The organism is Pseudomonas sp. ASL4 (assembly GCF_056680395.1).
The window spans coordinates 306691-324815 of sequence record NZ_CM155280.1 but is presented as its reverse complement, the minus strand read 5'-3'; the positions used below and the strand labels follow the sequence as shown (position 1 = coordinate 324815).

Sequence of the window (18125 nt, the reverse complement as noted above, 5' to 3'; positions counted from 1 at the left end):
TCAGGGCGCGCGATCATACCGGGACTGGTGGATTTTTGAACAACCTTTCGCCAGATTTTTTGCGATATCGCCAAATAACCCGTGTGTTCCGGCACGGCCCCTGCATTGATTCAGCCACATGCCAACGTAATGCCGAGCTATCTCGCACTATCAGGAAAAACTGCCGAACCAGAGCCCATACCGCCTGTCAGACCGTCTAGGCTCAGACAATTCCAAGCTCGCTCGAGGTCCTATCGATGACTCAAGAACCACTTGTTCGCGAAGCAGAGGTGGCCGCATTCCGCGACGCCGTCTTGACCAAACTCACCTACGCGGTGGGCAAAGACCCGGATCACGCCTTCGACCACGACTGGTTCGAAGCCATTGCCTTGGCCGCGCGCGATCACATGGTCGAGCACTGGATGGACCATACGCGGCAGATCTACCGCAAAGGTCAGAAGCGGGTTTACTACCTCTCCCTTGAATTCCTGATTGGCCGCTTGCTCTACGACAGCTTGAGCAACCTCGGCCTGCTGGACGTTGCCCGCGAGGCGCTGACCGAACTCGGCGTCGATCTGGAACGCATCCGCCTGCTGGAGCCCGATGCGGCGCTCGGCAACGGCGGCCTCGGTCGCCTGGCCGCGTGCTTCATGGAAAGCATGTCGACCCTCGGCATCGCCGGCCATGGTTATGGCATTCGTTATGAACATGGGTTGTTCCGCCAGGCCATCGTTGATGGCTGGCAGCAGGAGCAGACCGAACACTGGCTGGATTTCGGTAACCCGTGGGAGTTCGAGCGGCCGGAAGTCGTCTACCCGATCGGCTTCGGCGGCAGTGTCGAAACCGTGACCGACGAGGCCGGCAAGTCTCGCCAGGTCTGGACCCCGGCAGAAACCGTGCGGGCCATTGCTTACGACACCCCGGTGGTCGGCTGGCGCGGTGCGAGCGTCAACACCCTGCGCCTGTGGCGTGCCCGCGCCATGGAAGATTTGCACCTGGAGCGCTTCAACGCCGGCGACCACTTGGGCGCTGTGGCTGAAGTGGCCCGGGCCGAAAGTATTTCCCGCGTGCTGTACCCGGCGGACAGCACCGAAGCCGGCCAGGAACTGCGCCTGCGTCAGGAATACTTCTTCGTCGCCGCGTCCCTGCAGGATTTGCTGCGCCGCCATCGCAACATGCACACCTCGGTGCTGACCCTGGGCGACCACGCGGCGATCCAGCTCAACGACACTCACCCCTCAATTGCCGTGGCCGAACTGATGCGCCAACTGGTCGACGTCTACGATGTTGCGTGGGATGCCGCGTGGCAGGTGACGGTCGACACACTGTCGTACACCAACCACACCTTGCTGCCGGAAGCGCTGGAAACCTGGCCGGTCGGTTTGATGGAACGCATGCTGCCGCGGCACATGCAGATCATTTACCTGATCAACGCCCAGCACATCGATTCGCTGCGGGCCAAAGGCATCCACGACTTTGACGTGTTGCGCGCGGTGTCACTGATTGAAGAAGACAACGGCCGCCGCGTGCGTATGGGCAACCTGGCGTTCCTCGGTTCCCACAGCGTCAACGGCGTATCCGGGCTGCACACGCAGCTGATGCGCAAGACTGTGTTTTCCGAACTGCACAAGCTCTACCCGGATCGGATCAACAACAAGACCAACGGCATCACCTTCCGCCGCTGGCTCTACCAGGCCAACCCCGAGCTGACGGCGATGATGGTCGACGCCCTGGGTCCCGATCTATTGGATAACGCCGAGCAGCGGCTGATCGAACTGGAACCGTTCGCCGAGAAGACTGCATTTCGCAAGGCTTTCGCTGATCAGCGGCTGCACAGCAAGAAAGCCCTGGCGTACCTGATTCACGAACGGTTGGGCATCGCGGTCAACCCGGCGGCGATGTTCGACGTGCAGGTCAAGCGGATCCACGAATACAAACGGCAGTTGCTCAACCTGCTGCACACCGTCGCGCTGTACCAGGCGATTCGTGCCGAGCCGGAAATCGACTGGGTGCCGCGCGTGAAGATCTTCGCCGGCAAGGCGGCGGCCAGTTATCACCAGGCCAAGCTGATCATCAAACTGACCAACGACATCGCCCGGGTGGTGAACAACGACCCGACGGTGCGCGGTTTGCTCAAGGTGGTGTTCCTGCCCAACTACAACGTCAGCCTGGCGGAGAGCATCATTCCGGCGGCGGATTTGTCGGAGCAGATTTCCACAGCCGGCTTCGAGGCCTCGGGCACAAGCAACATGAAGTTCGGCCTCAACGGTGCGCTGACCATCGGCACCCTCGATGGCGCCAACGTCGAGATGTGCGAACGGATCGGCGCCGAGCACATGTTCATCTTCGGCCTTAGCGCTCAGCAGGTGGAAGCGCGCAAGCAAAATCATGAGTTCAATGCGACGCCGGATATTGCGGCGTCCCATCGACTTAATGACGTGCTACAAGCGATTCGTGGCGGGGTGTTCTCGCCGGATGATCCGTCCCGTTATGCAGGTTTGATCGATTCGCTGATCGACTATGACCGCTTCCTGGTTTGCGCCGATTTTGACTCCTACTGGGACGCCCAGATGCGCGTCGAGGCGCACTGGCATGATTCTCAAGCCTGGTGGCGTTCGGCGGTGTTGAACACGGCGCGCATGGGCTGGTTCTCGTCGGACCGGACGATTCGTGAGTACGCGACGGAAATCTGGAAGGCGTTGGAGTAACTTTTAGCAATAATTGCGAGCAAGGCCCAACGCCTGTTGGGCCGGATCGATATACTAAGCGTCAGTTTTGCCGGATGTTTCAGTGGCGTCTGCGAGAACGCCTTCGCGGGCAAGTCGAAGACGTCAGCACAAACACCACAAGGCTTCTGGACTTGCTCGGCAATGGGCCGCTTAGGGATATCGACCATGCAATGGATTTTGATGCTGATTGGCTTGGCGCTGGGCTGGATACTCGACGAGTCGTTCATCGATGCGCTGTTGGGTGCTTTGTTCGGGTTAGGCATTGGCCAAGCTTTTCGCATTGGCCGTTTAGGCAAGCAAGCTGCCGAGCAGCACCGTTTGCTCGAGCAGACGCAGGTGGCGCTCAATACATTGCTGCAACGACTGATATTGCTGGAAGGGGCTGGCTTCAAGGCACCGGAAACCAGTGAGCCAGTTGTCAGTGAGCCCGTCGCATCCCCTGAATTCATTCTCGACGACATCCCCGTCGATCCCCCCGTCGACTCCCCGGAGCTACTCTGGGAACTCCCGCCCGGACTCGAACCGATCACCGCCACGGCCTCCGAAACCAGCCGTCCGCTGCCGGCCGATGTCTGGACGCCGGAACCGATCGCTCGCGAACCGCGACAACCGGCAGCCCCGCGCGAACCTAACGTTTTCGACCGCGCCATCAACGGTGCGCGCAACTGGCTGTTCGGTGGCAACACCGTGCTGCGGGTTGGCGTGGTGCTGTTGTTCCTCGGTCTGGCGTTCCTGCTGCGCTACGCCACCGAAGGCATGGTGGTGCCGATCGAGATGCGTTACGCCGGTGTCGCCGCCAGTGCTTTGGGCTTGCTCGCATTGGGCTGGTGGCTGCGTCATCGCAACAACCAATTTGCGCTGATGTTGCAAGGTACCGGGATCGCCGTGTTGTACCTGACGGTGTTCGCCGCAATGCGCTTGCACCCGATACTCGACCCGACGGCGGCCCTGGGCCTGCTGGTCGCGGTGACGGTGTTCTCGGCGATTCTGGCGATCACCCAGGATTCCCTGGCCCTGGCCTGCGTCGCCGCACTGGGCGGTTTCGCCGCGCCGATCCTGACCTCGACCGGCGCTGGTAGCCATGTCGCGCTGTTCAGCTACTTCGTCTTGCTCAACACCGGCATCCTCGCGATTGCCTGGTTCAAGGCTTGGCGGCCACTCAACCTGATCGGTTTTGTCGGCACCTTTGGCATCGGCTTCGCCTGGGGCGCGCATTCTTACACGCCGGAGTTGCTGTGGAGCACCGAGCCATTCCTGATTCTGTTCTTCCTGATGTACCTGGGCATTGGCCTGTTGTTTACCCGGCGCAAGTTGTTGGAGATGAGCGACTCGCCTGAAGACGAGAGTCGTCAGGCATTGCTGCACTGGTCGGCGCGCAAGGGCGATTACGTCGACGGCACGATGCTGTTCGGGCCGCCGCTGGTGGGCTTCGGTTTGCAATTCGCGCTGGTCCAACATCTGGAGTTCGCTGCCGCGTTCAGTGCGCTGGCGCTGGGTATGCTCTATATGGGCCTGGCCCGATTGCTGATGGGCGGTCGCGCCTTGTTGCTGGCGGAAACCTGTCTTGCACTCGGAGTGATCTTCGCCAGCCTGGCGATCCCCTTGGGCCTCGACGCGCGTTGGACTGCTGCGGCTTGGGCGGTGGAGGGCGCGGGGATCTTCTGGCTCGGCCTGCGTCAGCAACGACCGCTGGCTCGCGCTTTCGCCTTGCTGCTGCAACTCGGTTCTGCGCTGGCGTTTCTCAGTAAGTTGCAGACCGGCGAAAGCAGCCTGTTGGACGGTTCGCCACTGGGCGCATTGATGCTCGGCGTGGCGTTGCTGTTCAGCTTCTACCAATTGCGCAAAGCCTTGCCGGAGCAGGCCTCTGAGTGGGAACGCCAAGGTTTGCCGGTGTTGGCTTGCCTCGGTTTGACGTTCCTTTATTTGCTGGCGCCGCTGTTCTTCCTCACCCACGGTACGGCGATCAGCTGGGCGCTGGCCGGGTTGGCGACGTTGTTTATTGGCCTGCGCCTGCAATCGCGCACGTTCCTGTTCACCGCGTTTGCCGTGCAATTGCTCGGCGGCGCGTTGTTCCTGTTGCGGTTGCACGGGACAAGCGATGGTTCCGCCGCGGTGTTCAGCGCTGGCTGGAGCGGTTTACTCAGTGCCTCGCTGATTGGCCTGGCGTTGATCGCCGGCATGTTGCTGGCAGCCCGCGATGAGATGGTGCGCAACGATGCGCGCTTGCTGCGTGGTTTGTCGGTGATTTTGCTGGCCGGTCTGGTGCTGATCAACCTCGCCGTGCTGTTCGTGCTGCCATGGCAAACCGCGAGTGCGGTGTGGGCCGCCAGCGGTTTGTTCATCATTTGGCTGAGTCTGTACCTCAAGCAGCGCGTGAGTTTTGTCTTCGGTCTGCTGTTGCAGGTGATCGGTGGCGCGGCGTTCCTGTTTGCCGGGCCGGACTTGCTCGGGCCGTTGGCCAGCGAAGGTCTGAAGCCTTTGGCCCACAGCGGTTTCTGGACGCCGCTGGTGCTCGGTTTGGCCGCACTGGTTGGCGCCTGGCGCTTGCAACTGGGCAATCACGGGTCGGCGTTCGATGTACTGAGCCTGAATCGCTTGTCTGAACTGCTGCTGGTGTGGGGCGCAGGCTGGTGGGCGCTGGCGTGGATCAGTGAAGTGCTGCGCTTTGCGCCTGTGGATCTGCAAGCGACCTTGCTGCTGGCGGTCGCGGCACTGAGTGTCGCGCTGTGGACGCTGTTGTCGCTGCGCCTGAAATGGTCGGCGCTGGGCTTGCTCTGCACCTTGCTGATTCCGGCGGCGGGGCTGGTGTTGGTCGCCGCGTGGCATTCGCGCTATCACCCAGCGGCCAACTTCGGCTGGCTGGTGTGGGCGGCGGTATTTGCCGTGCACTTCTTCTCCCTGCGGCGTTTGGCGCCGATGCTACCGGCGCGCGCCCTCAGCACTGCCCATGTGCTCGGCTGCTGGTTGTTGATCGGTGTGCTGGCGCTGGAGCTGCGTTACGGCTTGCTGCTGTTGTCCGAGCAGTACAACGCCTGGCGCTGGTTGGGCTGGGCGATTTTGCCGAGTGTGTATTTGGTGTTGACGGCCGCGCCACGCAACTGGCCATGGCCGGTATCGGCGTATCCGCGCGAATACCGTGTCTACGCGGCGGCGCCGTTGGCCTTGCTGATGCTGGGCTGGTTCTGGTTGGCGAACTGTGTCAGCGACGGCACCGCCGAGCCGCTGCCTTACGTGCCGCTGATCAACCCGCTGGAATTGGGCCTGCTGTTTGCGTTGTTCGGCGTTTACGTCTGGTCGCGCAGCGCGGTGACGCAATTTGCGCTGCCGAAGTTTTACGCCGAGCACGCCACGCAATTGATCGCCGGTGTTTCGTTGTTTGTCTTTTTCTCCGCAGTGGTCACGCGTACGGCCCACCATTGGGGTGGCGTGCCGTTTGAGCTGGATTTGCTGCTCGCATCGATGCAAGTGCAGGCCGGTCTATCGATCGTCTGGACCCTTATGGCGCTGGGTCTGATGATCGGCGGCCACCTGCGGCATCGCCGTGAAGTCTGGCTGATCGGCGCCGCGTTGATTGGCGTGGTGGTGGCCAAACTGTTCTTCATTGAATTGAGTAACCGTGGCGGACTCGCCCGGATCGTCTCGTTTATCGGCGTTGGCGTGTTGCTGCTGGTGGTGGGCTATTTCGCCCCGTTGCCGCCCAAGCGCGTCGAGGCTGCGCCGGATGCTGAAAAACCGGACCCGGAAACCGAAGGAGTGTCGTCTTGAGTCAGAAGCTGAACCTGGGTTGGTTGGGTGCTGTTGCACTGGGCGTGACGCTGTCCGCCAGCGCGCAAGAAAAACCGGCGGACTTCAGCACGCAAGTGCCGTTGTCCGTGAGCGGCGAAGGCCCGTGGTATCGCCTCGAACTACCGTTGAGCGTGCAATTGAACGCGCGGCAGACCGATCTCAGCGACGTGCGTGTATTCAACGCGGCCGGCGAGGCGCAGGCCTATGCCGTGGCCCGGGAAACCGCGCAGTCCGCCGAAAATCGTACCGTGACCGACGTGAAGTGGTTCCCGCTGTACAGCTCGGCAGACGCCACCGAACGTGCGCCGAGCGTGCGCGTGCAATCGAGCGCCAACGGCACGCTGGTGGAAGTGCAGCCATCGACTCAACTGGAGGCCGGCGAAGAAGTGCTGCGCGGCTGGTTGCTCGACGCGAGCGCGATCAAGGCGCCGTTGCAGCAGTTGATCCTCGACTGGACCAGCGAGCGCGAGGGCTTCCAGCGTTTCAGTATCGAAGCCAGCGACGACTTGCAGCATTGGCAGTCGTGGGGCGAAGGGCAGGTGGCGCGGTTGTCGTTTGCCGACGAACGGGTCGAGCAACATGAAGTCGGTTTGCCGGGGCAGTCGGCGCGCTATCTGCGCTTGCTGTGGAACACCCCGCAATCGGCGCCGGTGCTGACTTCGGCACAACTGGAAAGCGCCAGTACCCACAGCCTGCCGCTGCCGTTGGTCTGGTCGCAACCGTTGGCCGGCACCAGCGTGAAGTCCGGTGAATACACCTGGCAGTTGCCGATGGGGCTGAATGTCGAGCGGGTCCAGGTCGACTTGAGCCAGCCCAACAGCCTGGCGCCGGTGACCTTGTCCGGGCGACGCGAGAGCAGTTTGCCTTGGCAGCCACTGAGCAGCGGGTTGCTCTATCGCCTGACCCAAAATGGCCAGGATGTGGTGCAAAACGAATTGCAGTTGCCGGGGCAAACCGTGCAGCAGTTGAAGCTGAGCGTGGATGAACGCGGTGGTGGCTTGGGCGCTGCGGCGCCGACCGTGAAGTTCGCCGTGCGTTCGACGCAAGTGGTGTTTCTGGCGCGTGGCGCCGGGCCGTATACGTTGGCGCTGGGCAGTGCGACAGTGAAGACGGCGAATTTGCCGTTGTCGACGTTGATTCCGGATTACAGCCCGGCCAAATTTGCGACGTTGGGCAAGGCCACGGTTGATGGCGGGGCGGTGGTGACGCCGGTATCGCCAGCGGTTACCACTGCGACGGCTGACACCAACTGGAAGAAGTTCGGGCTTTGGGCGGTGTTGCTGCTCAGTGTGCTGTTCCTGGCGGTGATGGCGGCCAGTCTGTTGCGTAAACCCCCAGCCAAATCCTGAGAATGGCTGGCGCTACGCGCCATTCGCGAGCAAGCCCGCTCCCACAGTGGATCAGCGTTATGACAGAGATTTTGTTCACAACACAGGTCAAATGTGGGAGCGGGCTTGCTCGCGAAGGCGGCTTATCTGCCGGCGAAAATGTTCAATTTGCCTTCGATCCCCAAACCACATCCGCACCATTTCGAACTACGCTAAACCCCGCGCATGAACTCTATTGGGCGTATCACGTCTGATAGGAGGAAATGCGCCTCGACTCGCGTTAAACTGCGCGGGTTTTTAGCCCCCCATTCCTCCGGAGCCTTCCATGTCCCGCGTTACCCTGAGTCGCTATTTGATTGAGCAGACCCGTAGCAACAACACTCCTGCCGATCTGCGTTTCCTGATCGAAGTGGTGGCGCGCGCCTGCAAGGAAATCAGCCACGCCGTCTCCAAGGGCGCCCTGGGCGGCGTTTTGGGCAGCATGGGCACTGAAAACGTCCAAGGCGAAGTGCAGAAGAAGCTCGACGTAATCTCCAACGAGATCCTGCTCGAAGCCAACGAATGGGGCGGTCACCTGGCCGGCATGGCGTCCGAAGAAATGGACAATGCCTACCAGATCCCGGGCAAATACCCGAAAGGCGCGTACCTGCTGGTATTCGACCCACTGGACGGCTCGTCGAACATCGACATCAACGCCCCGGTCGGTACGATCTTCTCCGTACTGCGTTGCCCGAACGAATACCTGACCCAGAACGAGCCTTTGAATGAAAAGGCTTTCCTGCAACCAGGCACCCAACAAGTAGCCGCCGGTTACGCCATCTACGGCCCGCAGACCATGCTGGTGCTGACCCTGGGTGACGGCGTTAAAGGCTTTACCCTGGACCGTGAAATGGGCAGCTTCGTGCTGACCCATGAAGACATCCAGATCCCGACTTCCACTCAGGAATTCGCGATCAACATGTCCAACCAGCGTCACTGGGAAGCGCCGGTACAACGCTACGTCGGCGAATTGCTGGCTGGCGAAGAAGGCCCGCTGAAAAAGAACTACAACATGCGCTGGGTTGCCGCGATGGTTGCCGACGTGCACCGCATCCTGACCCGTGGTGGCCTGTTCATGTACCCACGCGATAGCCGCGAGCCGTCCAAGCCAGGCAAACTGCGCCTGATGTACGAAGCCAACCCGATGTCGTTCCTGGTTGAACAAGCCGGCGGCGCTTCCACCGATGGTCACCAGCGCATCCTCGACATTCAGCCTGAAGGCCTGCACCAGCGCGTAGCGGTGTTCCTTGGTTCGAAAGAAGAAGTCGAGCGCGCCACGGCTTACCACAAGGAATAAACCCATGACCGCGCCCTGGCAGCCGTTGCTCGAATGGTGGTTCGGATCTTCCGAATCACCTGACGACGTAGCGGCTGACAAGGGCAAGTTGTGGTTCGGCAAGCGCGACAGCCAGGACCTCGAAGCGCAGACGCGTTTCGGGGACTGGGTCGAGCAGGCACTGGCCGGCGGATTGACCGACTGGGCGCAACGCCCTGAAGGTTGGCTGGCTCTGGTGCTGCTACTCGATCAACTCCCGCGAATGATCTTTCGCGACACTCCCAAATCCTTCTCTGGTGATCTCCGGGCCCAAGCCCTGGTGGCACAAGGCATTGCCGCGGATTTTGATCGGCAGTTACGGCCGATTCAGCGGGTGTTCATCTATTTGGTGTTTGAGCATTGCGAGAATCTGGCGGTGCAGAACGAGGCGGTTTCGCGCTTTATCGAGTTGGTCGCGCAGCAGCCTGAGGCTGACCGGACAGTGTTTGCCGATAATCTGGATTATGCCGAGCGGCATCAGAAAGTGATTGCGCGGTTTGGTCGGTTTCCGCATCGCAATGCGGTGTTGGGGCGCGAGTCTACGGCTGAAGAGTTGGCGTTTCTTTCGGGGCCTGGGTCTCGGTTCTGATTCTTCGTTGCGGCTCAGGCCATCATCGCGAGCAAGCTCGCGATGAGGCCCTCAAGGGCGCGTTAGATCCTGAAGCTACCCACCAACTGCTTCAACCGCGCCGCCTGCTGCTCAAGGTCCGAGCAGGCCCGCAACGTTGCTTGTAAGTTCTCCACCCCTTCCTGGTTCAGCGTGTTGATCTCGGTAATGTCGACGTTGATCGACTCCACCACAGCGGTCTGCTCTTCGGTCGCGGTCGCCACCGACTGGTTCATCCCGTCGATCTCACCGATACGCTGCGTCACGCTGCCCAGGCGCTCACCGGCCTGGTTGGCGATGCCGACGCTGCTTTCGCTCTGGCGCTGGCTGTCGGTCATGGTGCTTACCGCTTCCCGGGCGCCGACTTGCAGTTCTTCGATCATCTTCTGCACTTGCTGCGCCGAATCCTGAGTGCGGTGGGCGAGGTTACGCACTTCGTCCGCCACCACGGCAAAACCGCGCCCGGCTTCACCGGCACGCGCTGCTTCGATGGCCGCGTTCAGTGCCAACAGGTTGGTCTGCTGGGAGATGCTGGTAATCACTTCCAGAATCTGCCCGATGTTCACGGTGTTGCTGTTGAGCGTCTCGATGTTGCCGCACGAATCGCTGATCTTCGCCGACAACTGCTGCATCGCAGCGATGGTTTTATCCACTACCTGCTGACCGTCCTCGGCCAAGGCGCGAGCATCGCTGGAGTGCTGAGAGGCGAGGGCGGCGTTTTGGGCGATTTCCTGGGCGGCGGCGCCGAGTTCGTTGATCGCGGCGGCCACGCTGCTGGTGCGCGAAGATTGCTGGTCGGAGTTGTACATCGACGAGTTCGAGGCCGCGACCACACGCAAGGCCACTTCGTTGACCTGGCCAGTCGCCGAGGCCACTTCGCGGATCGAGGTGTGAATACGTTCCACAAAGCGGTTGAACGAAGTGCCCAAGGCGCCGAACTCATCCTGGCCATGAATGATCAGACGCTTGGTCAGGTCGCCTTCACCTTCGGCGATGTCATGCATTGCGCGGCCCATGGTCAGCAGCGGTTGCATCAGGAAGCTGATCAGCATGCCCAGCAGCGCGATGATGATCACCACGGCGATGACCATGGCAATGATCGCCGAGGTACGGAATTCGCTAAGCATCGAGAACGCGGTGTCCTGGTCGAGCACCAGCGCCACGTACCAGTCGGCCGACGGCACACCGTTGACGTGGGTGAAGGAGATGAACTGGCGCTTGCCGTCGAGCTCGACTTCTTTCATGCCCGGGCTGACTTTTGGCGCGCCGTTCGGGTAGGCATCGGTGAGGGTCTTGAGCACCAGTTTGCTGTCCGGGTGAATCAGGATCTTGCCCTCGGCGCTGACGATAAACGCATGGCCGTGACCGCCGAAGTTCAGCGAGTTGATGATTGCGCTGACGCTGGTCAGGTCAATGTCCGCACCGGCGACGCCGATCATCTGGTTCTCATGCTGCACGGGAGTCGCGACGGTGATTACCAGTTTGCCGGACGACGCGGCGATGTACGGTTCGGTGACGATGGTTTGTCTGGCACTGTCGGCGGCCTTGTACCAGCCACGGGCGCGCGGGTCGTAATCGGCGGCGCGATTGCCGACTGGAATCGAGGTCATCACGCCTTCGGTGCTGCCGAAGTAGCTCAACTGAAAGTTGCCGGTGTAGGCCGGTAGGTCTATGGCACGTTTCAGGCTGGCCGGGGCGCTGCCATCCACGGCAATCTGCTGGGACAGCGATTGCAGCAATTGGATGCGGCTTTCCAGCCAGGTCTGGATGTTGCTGGTGGTCAGGCTGCCGAGTTCCTGCATCGAGGATTCGGTACTGCTGCGCAGGGTCTGGCGCTGGCGGTAGTCGTTGAAGAGGATGAAACAAGCGAATGCAACGGCCACTACGAGGGCAGCAGCCGACAAGATCTTGTGGCTGAACTTCATGTTTCTGGTCATTAAATGAGCTACCGCGGAGGGGACTGGTCAACAAGGGGAGCGGCAATTTGCCACGCCTGCGGCTTTGCGCTGCTTCTATGTCGACAGGCCTGCGCCAAAGATTAGGCGGATTTTTATGAAAACCGACGAAATGCCCAACAGTGCGAGAAAGTCGCTGATTTATTGGCAAAAGGCAGACGAGCGGCCTGATAAATAGCCGGGCGGTCGGGGAACCAGATGGGGGTTTTCTCTTCTAAGCTTCAGCTTGGCAGCCATGCCATTCCCCTTCGCCCCAGGAGCTACACCATGTCGCTGCGATCTATCGCCTTGCTCTCGTTCTGCGTGTTGTTGGTCGCGTGCAGCAAGGTCAATCAGGAGAACTACTCCAAGCTGTCGGCCGGCATGGCCAAGGCCGAGGTTGAAACCTTGCTGGGTAAACCCGCTGATTGCTCGGGCGCACTGGGCATGTCCAGTTGCACCTGGGGCGACAAAAACAGCTTTATCAGCGTGCAGTATGCCGGTGACAAAGTGCTGATGTTTTCCGGCCAAGGCCTGAAATAAACCGGGGCTATGCGCCCACGGGAGAAAAACAATGAAGCGGTTATTGATAGTCCTTTTTGCCGGCCTGGTATTGGCCGGCTGCGCCTCTTCTGGCGTAGATCCGTTGGCGCCCAAGACCGTCAACAGCGTCAACCTCAAGCGTTACCAGGGCACCTGGTACGAGTTGGCCCGCCTGCCGATGTACTTCCAGCGCAACTGCGCGCAATCGGAAGCCCATTACACCCTTAAGCCTGACGGCAACGTGGCGGTACTCAATCGCTGCCTGACGCCGGACTGGCAGTGGGAAGAAGCCAAGGGCACGGCTTATCCACAGGTGCCGGGCAAGACCGACAAGCTGTGGGTCGAGTTCGATACCTGGTTTTCGCGGTTGATTCCGGGTACGGCGAAGGGTGAATACTGGGTGCTGTACGTCAGCGACGACTACAAGACTGCCATTGTTGGCGACCCGAGCCGCAAGCACTTGTGGCTGCTGTCACGGACCCCAACGGTCAACGGTGTGGTGCGTGAAGAACTGCTGAGCAAGGCGCGGCAGCAGGGCTACGACACCACGCGGCTGATCTGGCGTGCGTCGGATACGAAGATGGCCAAGACCTCGAACTAAAGGCCGGCAAAGCACCCATGTGGGAGCGGGCTTGCTCGCGAAGGCGGCTTAACAGTCAACGAAGATGTTGAATGTTATGGCCTCTTCGCGAGCAAGCCCGCTCCCACATTTTGTTTGGGTTTAGCCCAGCAGATCGCGCAAAACTTGGGTGAACGCCCGGTTGCTTTCCTCTTCCCCGGCATGACGCCCGTCACGCACAACCCACTGGCCGTTGACCAGCACATCGCGCACCTGGCGATCGCCGCCGGCAAACAACCAGCGATTCAGAATCCCGTCGCCGCTGGCCGTCGCCAGGTATGGATCGTTGCCGTCCAGTACCAGCCAATCCGCACGCTTGCCGACTTCCAGTGCACCGATCGGCTGCCCCAGCGCCTGAGCGCCACCATCCAAAGCCGCGTCATACAGCGTGCGGCCAACCATCGGCTGATCCGCGCCATACAAGCGATTACGCCGCTGATCCCGCAGGCGCTGGCCGTATTCCAGCCAGCGCAATTCCTCCACTACACTCAATGACACATGGCTGTCGGAACCAATGCCCATGCGCCCGCCCTGAGCGAGGAAATCCACCGCCGGGAAAATCCCGTCGCCGAGGTTGGCTTCGGTGGTCAGGCACAGGCCGGCGATGGCGCGACTCTTGGCCATCAGCGTGACTTCTTCCGGGTTGGCGTGGGTCGCGTGGACCAGGCACCAGCGCTGATCGACTTCGGTATTTTCATACAGCCATTGCAGCGGACGACGACCGCTCCAGCTCAGGCAGTCATCGACTTCCTTCTGCTGTTCGGCGATGTGAATGTGCACCGGGCACTGCTTGTCGCTGGCGGCCAGCACTTCGCTGATCTGCTGCGGGGTGACCGCGCGCAACGAGTGGAAACACAGACCCAGCGACTGCGCCGGTTGCTGCGCGAGGATCGGCTGCAAGCGCGACTGAAGCTTGAGGTAGTTTTCGGTGCTGTTGATAAAGCGGCGCTGGCCTTCGTTCGGGGTCTGGCCGCCGAAACCGGAATGGCTGTAGAGCACCGGCAGCAGGGTCAGGCCGATACCGGCGGAGCTGGCCGCCTGGCTGATGCGCAGCGCTAGTTCGGCAGGGTCGGCGTAAGGCTGGCCATTGGTGTCGTGGTGTACGTAATGAAATTCCGCGACCGAGGTGTAGCCGGCCTTGAGCATTTCGATGTATAGCTGGCGGGCGATCACGCCGAGCTGGTCCGGGCTGATTTTTCCGACGAGGCGATACATCAAATCGCGCCAGGTCCAGAAACTGTCGTTCGGATTGCCCGCCACTTCCGCCAGCCCGGCCATGGCCCGCTGGAACGCGTGAGAGTGCAAATTCGGCATACCCGGCAGCAGCGGACCGCTTAGCCGTTCGGCACCATCTGCGTGGGAATCGGCCTGGATATGAGTCAAAACGCCGTCGGCGCTGACCTCAAGACGTACATTGTTGGCCCATCCACTAGGCAGCAGCGCGCGTTCGGCAAAGAAGGCGGACATGGTTCAGCACCCCATCGTGTGTTATTTGTATATACATATACAGACGTTTGCCTGCTCGGTAAACTCCGGCAAGCTAGTAGCCCTCAACAAATGAACAAGGAATAACCGTGACGACTCCGTCTGCCACATTGCCGCCGAATGCCAATCTGAGCGCCAATCTGGGCGACAGTCCGGCGCCCTTGTACGCCCGCGTCAAACAGATGATCACCCAGCAAATCGACAGTGGAAACTGGCCGCCGCACTACCGCGTTCCGTCGGAAAGCGAGCTGGTCAATCAACTGGGCTTCAGCCGCATGACCATCAACCGCGCCTTGCGCGAGATGACCGCCGACGGTCTGCTGGTGCGCATGCAGGGTGTCGGCACCTTCGTCGCCGAACCGAAAAGCCAGTCTGCCCTGTTTGAAGTGCACAACATCGCCGACGAAATCGCCTCCCGTGGCCATCGCCACACCTGCAAGGTGATCACCCTCGAAGAAGAGTCCGCCGGTTCCGAGCGCGCGTTGGCGCTGGACATGCGCGAAGGCCAGAAGGTCTTCCACTCGCTGATCGTGCATTTCGAAAACGATATTCCGGTGCAAATCGAAGACCGTTTCGTCAATGCGCTGGTGGCGCCGGAGTACCTCAAGCAGGACTTCACTCTGCAAACGCCTTACGCCTACCTGAACCAGGTCGCGCCGCTGACCGAAGGCGAACACGTGGTCGAGGCGATTCTGGCCGAGGCCAGCGAGTGCAAATTGCTGCAGATTGAAAAGGGCGAGCCGTGCCTGCTGATTCGTCGCCGCACCTGGTCCGGCCGTCAGCCAGTGACCGCCGCCCGTTTGATCCACCCCGGTTCCCGTCATCGTCTGGAAGGTCGTTTCCATAAATAGAGAGCCATAAATGAGTCAGTTCAAGGTTCTACGCGCAAAAGATTACCCACGCATGCCGTGGAAAAACGGCGGCGGCAGCACTGAGGAAATCACCCGCGATACCGGCACCGGTCTCGATGGTTTCGGCTGGCGCCTGTCGATTGCCGATATCGGTGAGTCGGGCGGCTTCTCGACGTTCGCAGGCTACGAGCGAGTGATCACTGTGCTGCAAGGCGAGGGCATGACGTTGCGCGTCGATGGCCAGGACACGCGAGCATTGTTACCGCTGGACCCGTTCGCCTTTAGCGGTGAAAGCCAGGTTTCGTGCACTCTGCTCGGTGGGCCGATTCGGGATTTCAACCTGATTTATGCACCAAAGCGCTATAGCGCGCGGTTGCAGTGGCTGGACGGCGAGCAGCGGTTTTTCAGTTCGGCGGGCACGGTGTTGGTGTTCAGCGTCACCGAGCTACTTGAAGTGAAGGTCGGTAACAGCGACGCACAACTGGGTCGCCATGATTGCCTGCAACTCGACGGTAATGCCGGTCTGCTGGAAGTCTCCAGTAACGGACCTTGCTGTGTGATCGAGCTGATCGCACGCTGATTCGAAATCCCTTTCGCGGGCAAGCCTCGCTCCTACAGGACTGACGTCGATCCCCCGATTGGTGATCGACGCAAAACCTGTAGGAGCGAGGCTTGCCCGCGAAGCTTTTAAGCTACACAACCCCGTTTCCCCTCGCGCACCAATTTGTTACCGAACGCCCCAGCGTGGCGCAAAGCCACGCTCAAGTAACAGCCATCATCCTCGCGCAAAAATCCCCTCGAAAAATTCCATCTCCCGCAAAACCCTTGATCTACGGGCTTTCAGCCCTTCCAAGAGCTTTTCTTGAAGGCCCTTCCAGCAAGTTGGCCGCTTGATTGCATATGCTTGTATGTACAAGTAAAGACGTATGCGTATGAGTCGACCGAGACTCCTCGCAGCGTCCACTGATTCGCTTGTGGCGCTTTGACGCGCACAGGCTGGCTTGCCCACCGCCAGGGCTGGTTTGAATTGATCGCTGAGGAGTCTTTTTTCGTGACTGACAATAAGCCTACTGCTACTCCATTTACGAAGCATCGTGACGTCGAAATCCGTGCCGCGCGCGGTAACAAGTTGACCGCCAAGAGCTGGATGACTGAAGCGCCGCTGCGCATGTTGATGAACAACCTCGACCCTGCTGTCGCCGAGAACCCTAAAGAACTGGTGGTTTACGGTGGTATCGGTCGTGCAGCGCGTAACTGGGAATGCTACGACAAGATCGTTGAAAGCCTGACCAACCTGAATGACGACGAGACCCTGCTAGTGCAGTCCGGCAAGCCGGTCGGCGTGTTCAAGACCCACACCAATGCACCGCGCGTACTGATCGCCAACTCCAACCTGGTGCCACACTGGGCGAGCTGGGAACACTTCAACGAACTCGACGCCAAAGGCCTGGCCATGTACGGCCAGATGACCGCCGGCAGTTGGATCTACATCGGCAGCCAGGGCATCGTCCAGGGCACCTACGAAACCTTCGTTGAAGCCGGTCGCCAACACTACAACGACAACCTCGCCGGTCGTTGGGTCCTGACTGCCGGCCTCGGCGGCATGGGCGGCGCTCAGCCTTTGGCCGCGACCCTGGCCGGCGCTTGCTCGCTGAACATCGAATGCCAGCAGGTCAGCATCGATTTCCGTCTGAACAGCCGTTATGTCGATGAACAAGCCACCGACCTCGACGACGCGCTGGCCCGCATCGCCAAATACACCAAGGAAGGCAAGGCGATTTCCATCGCCCTGCTGGGCAATGCGGCGGAAATCCTGCCGGAACTGGTCAAGCGCGGCGTGCGCCCGGACATGGTCACCGACCAGACCAGCGCCCACGATCCGCTCAACGGCTACCTGCCAGCCGGCTGGACTTGGGAAGAGTACCGCGCTCGCGCCAAGACCGAGCCGGCTGCCGTGGTGAAAGCCGCCAAGCAATCGATGGCGGTGCACGTTCAAGCGATGTTGGACTTCCAGAAAATGGGCGTACCGACCTTCGACTACGGCAACAACATCCGTCAGATGGCGCAAGAAGAAGGCGTGGAAAACGCATTCGACTTCCCAGGCTTCGTCCCGGCTTACATCCGTCCGCTGTTCTGCCGCGGCATCGGTCCATTCCGTTGGGCTGCACTGTCGGGCGATCCGCAAGACATCTACAAGACCGACGCCAAGGTCAAAGAACTGATCCCGGACGACGCTCACCTGCACAACTGGCTGGACATGGCCCGCGAGCGCATCAGCTTCCAGGGTCTGCCGGCACGTATCTGCTGGGTTGGTCTGGGCCTGCGCGCCAAGCTGGGTCTGGCGTTCAACGAAATGGTTCGCAGCGGTGAATTGTCCGCGCCAATCGTCATCGGTCGCGACCACCTGGACTCCGGTTCCGTGGCCAGCCCGAACCGCGAAACCGAGTCGATGCAAGACGGTTCCGACGCTGTGTCCGACTGGCCACTGCTCAACGCCCTGCTGAACACCGCGAGCGGCGCGACCTGGGTTTCCCTGCACCACGGCGGCGGCGTCGGCATGGGCTTCTCCCAGCACTCGGGCATGGTGATTGTCTGCGACGGTACGGACGAAGCGGCCGAGCGTATCGCTCGCGTCCTGCACAACGACCCGGCGACCGGGGTTATGCGTCACGCCGATGCGGGTTACCAGATCGCGATCGACTGCGCCAAGGAACAAGGCCTGAACCTGCCGATGATTACCGGCAAGTAACACGCAAAACCTGTGGGAGCGGGCTTGCTCGCGAAGAGGTCGGCACATTCAACATCTGTGCTGGCTCACCCACCGCTTTCGCGAGCAAGCCCGCTCCCACAAAAAAGCGGTTTCCACACCAATCGGTTTCACCGCAATTCCCATAACAATCCACAGAGGTT

12 protein-coding genes and 1 pseudogene are annotated in these 18125 nt (G+C 60.7%); 10 read left to right on the top strand and 3 right to left on the bottom strand.

All coding sequences use genetic code 11. The features are described 5' to 3' along the window. Positions 1-236: 236 nt before the first annotated feature. From AC1MEW_RS01360 to AC1MEW_RS01340, 5 genes are all read left to right on the top strand, one after another. Positions 237-2687 (top strand): glycogen/starch/alpha-glucan phosphorylase, encoded by a 2451-nt coding sequence (locus tag AC1MEW_RS01360; protein ID WP_201199857.1) that lies wholly within the window; start codon positions 237-239, stop codon positions 2685-2687. 186 nt (positions 2688-2873) lie between these two features. Further along, the gene (locus AC1MEW_RS01355; RefSeq protein WP_480425220.1) at positions 2874-6473 is read left to right on the top strand and encodes a DUF2339 domain-containing protein; all 3600 of its coding nucleotides are present in this window, start codon (positions 2874-2876) and stop codon (positions 6471-6473) included. Then, positions 6470-7843 carry a DUF3999 domain-containing protein gene (locus AC1MEW_RS01350; RefSeq protein ID WP_480425219.1) on the top strand — a complete coding sequence of 458 codons (1374 nt, stop codon included), beginning with the start codon at positions 6470-6472 and terminating at the stop codon, positions 7841-7843. Before AC1MEW_RS01355 ends, AC1MEW_RS01350 begins: the two co-directional genes overlap by 4 nt. A gap of 304 nt (positions 7844-8147) precedes the next feature. Next, positions 8148-9158 carry a class 1 fructose-bisphosphatase gene (locus AC1MEW_RS01345; RefSeq protein WP_201199862.1) on the top strand — a complete coding sequence of 337 codons (1011 nt, stop codon included), beginning with the start codon at positions 8148-8150 and terminating at the stop codon, positions 9156-9158. 4 nt (positions 9159-9162) lie between these two features. Then, positions 9163-9765 (top strand): DUF924 family protein, encoded by a 603-nt coding sequence (locus AC1MEW_RS01340; protein ID WP_322270276.1) that lies wholly within the window; start codon positions 9163-9165, stop codon positions 9763-9765. A 62-nt stretch (positions 9766-9827) separates the two neighbouring features. On the opposite strand, the gene AC1MEW_RS01335 is transcribed toward AC1MEW_RS01340, so the two are convergent. Both AC1MEW_RS01335 and AC1MEW_RS01330 read right to left on the bottom strand, forming a co-directional pair. After that, a complete protein-coding gene (locus tag AC1MEW_RS01335) occupies positions 9828-10592 on the bottom strand; it encodes a methyl-accepting chemotaxis protein (RefSeq protein WP_413786163.1) in 765 nt (254 codons plus the stop codon). Positions 10593-10733: 141 nt separating this feature from the next. Continuing rightward, positions 10734-11585: pseudogene (locus AC1MEW_RS01330) on the bottom strand (cache domain-containing protein); the annotation flags it as partial. A gap of 420 nt (positions 11586-12005) precedes the next feature. On the opposite strand from AC1MEW_RS01330, the gene AC1MEW_RS01325 reads away from it, so the two are divergent. Together AC1MEW_RS01325 and AC1MEW_RS01320 are read left to right on the top strand one after the other, a co-directional pair. Next, on the top strand, positions 12006-12260 hold the full coding sequence (locus AC1MEW_RS01325) for a hypothetical protein (RefSeq protein WP_054054697.1): 255 nt from the start codon (positions 12006-12008) through the stop codon (positions 12258-12260). Between the two features lie 31 nt (positions 12261-12291). Further along, positions 12292-12861: a lipocalin family protein gene (locus AC1MEW_RS01320; RefSeq protein WP_201199865.1), complete on the top strand. Its 570-nt coding sequence runs from the start codon at positions 12292-12294 to the stop codon at positions 12859-12861. A gap of 120 nt (positions 12862-12981) precedes the next feature. Here the strand turns inward: AC1MEW_RS01320 and AC1MEW_RS01315 are convergent, their stop codons facing one another. Next, positions 12982-14346: a formimidoylglutamate deiminase gene (locus AC1MEW_RS01315; protein ID WP_201199866.1), complete on the bottom strand. Its 1365-nt coding sequence runs from the start codon at positions 14344-14346 to the stop codon at positions 12982-12984. Positions 14347-14546: 200 nt separating this feature from the next. On the opposite strand from AC1MEW_RS01315, the gene hutC reads away from it, so the two are divergent. The 3 genes from hutC to hutU all read left to right on the top strand — a co-directional run bounded on the left by hutC (position 14547) and on the right by hutU (position 17964). Continuing rightward, the gene (gene hutC / locus AC1MEW_RS01310; RefSeq protein ID WP_242486376.1) at positions 14547-15215 is read left to right on the top strand and encodes a histidine utilization repressor; all 669 of its coding nucleotides are present in this window, start codon (positions 14547-14549) and stop codon (positions 15213-15215) included. Between the two features lie 10 nt (positions 15216-15225). Then, positions 15226-15795: a HutD/Ves family protein gene (locus AC1MEW_RS01305; RefSeq protein ID WP_480425216.1), complete on the top strand. Its 570-nt coding sequence runs from the start codon at positions 15226-15228 to the stop codon at positions 15793-15795. A gap of 471 nt (positions 15796-16266) precedes the next feature. Further along, on the top strand, positions 16267-17964 hold the full coding sequence (gene hutU / locus AC1MEW_RS01300) for a urocanate hydratase (protein ID WP_480425215.1): 1698 nt from the start codon (positions 16267-16269) through the stop codon (positions 17962-17964). Positions 17965-18125 lie beyond the last annotated feature (161 nt).

Coding starts and splice junctions, on each gene's coding strand:
- AC1MEW_RS01360 (WP_201199857.1), top strand. CDS start 237: ATGACTCAAGAACCACTTGTTCGCGAAGCAGAGGTGGCCGCATTCCGC.
- AC1MEW_RS01355 (WP_480425220.1), top strand. CDS start 2,874: ATGCAATGGATTTTGATGCTGATTGGCTTGGCGCTGGGCTGGATACTC.
- AC1MEW_RS01345 (WP_201199862.1), top strand. CDS start 8,148: ATGTCCCGCGTTACCCTGAGTCGCTATTTGATTGAGCAGACCCGTAGC.
- AC1MEW_RS01340 (WP_322270276.1), top strand. CDS start 9,163: ATGACCGCGCCCTGGCAGCCGTTGCTCGAATGGTGGTTCGGATCTTCC.
- AC1MEW_RS01335 (WP_413786163.1), bottom strand. CDS start 10,592: ATGTACAACTCCGACCAGCAATCTTCGCGCACCAGCAGCGTGGCCGCC.
- AC1MEW_RS01325 (WP_054054697.1), top strand. CDS start 12,006: ATGTCGCTGCGATCTATCGCCTTGCTCTCGTTCTGCGTGTTGTTGGTC.
- AC1MEW_RS01320 (WP_201199865.1), top strand. CDS start 12,292: ATGAAGCGGTTATTGATAGTCCTTTTTGCCGGCCTGGTATTGGCCGGC.
- AC1MEW_RS01315 (WP_201199866.1), bottom strand. CDS start 14,346: ATGTCCGCCTTCTTTGCCGAACGCGCGCTGCTGCCTAGTGGATGGGCC.
- hutC (WP_242486376.1), top strand. CDS start 14,547: ATGATCACCCAGCAAATCGACAGTGGAAACTGGCCGCCGCACTACCGC.
- AC1MEW_RS01305 (WP_480425216.1), top strand. CDS start 15,226: ATGAGTCAGTTCAAGGTTCTACGCGCAAAAGATTACCCACGCATGCCG.